General features: G+C 34.9%; 1 protein-coding gene. It reads right to left on the bottom strand.

What is annotated here, in order from left to right; genetic code table 11:
- Positions 1–613: glycosyltransferase (locus KQJ19_RS23810; RefSeq protein WP_275972575.1), on the bottom strand; the 613-nt coding region annotated here is incomplete at both ends.

Genomic DNA, 613 nt, shown 5'->3' with positions numbered 1-613 from the left:
CTCATATACTGTGCGGAAAAATTGTGCTGAGGAATAGTCAGCCCACTCGTGCCATGGTTTTGTTACACCAGTATAATGAATAAATACTGTCTCTTCATTAATCACTGATTTATAGTGATTTTTATTTTTAATCTCAAACTCAGACTTCAATGAATAAATTGAGTTATATTTCCTCGGTAGTAATACCGCATGATGCAAAAACATGATATTTAAAATATCCTGGTCAGGATATTTTACTCTGGAAACTATACTTTCATCTGACAATAGTTCGAAGAATTTTTTCGTTAAATTAGAGTTAAGCCATTGCTGCAAGTTTATATACATGACACCCGAGTTAAAGTAGTTGCCTTTAAACTCAGGATTATGTAGACGCTCTGCACTTTTATCCTGCATTGAATCAACATCTACTACAACCGCACCATATTCCCCATCAAATTTCAGTGCGGCAAGATCCTCTAAAGAGCCTTTACACGTAATATCAGCATCAAGATATAGCAGTCGATCTAATCGTTCAGAAAAATAATCAAATGAAAGCAAGCGATAGTATATTGACACTGGCCATATATTTGTTTTAGGTAGTGACACCAACGGTTCAGAATCAATATGATATAGC

It is taken from the genome of Citrobacter sp. S46_ASV_140 (assembly GCF_018919545.1).
GTDB lineage: Bacteria > Pseudomonadota > Gammaproteobacteria > Enterobacterales > Enterobacteriaceae > Citrobacter > Citrobacter braakii.
This window is presented reverse-complemented; position numbering and strand designations above follow the sequence as displayed.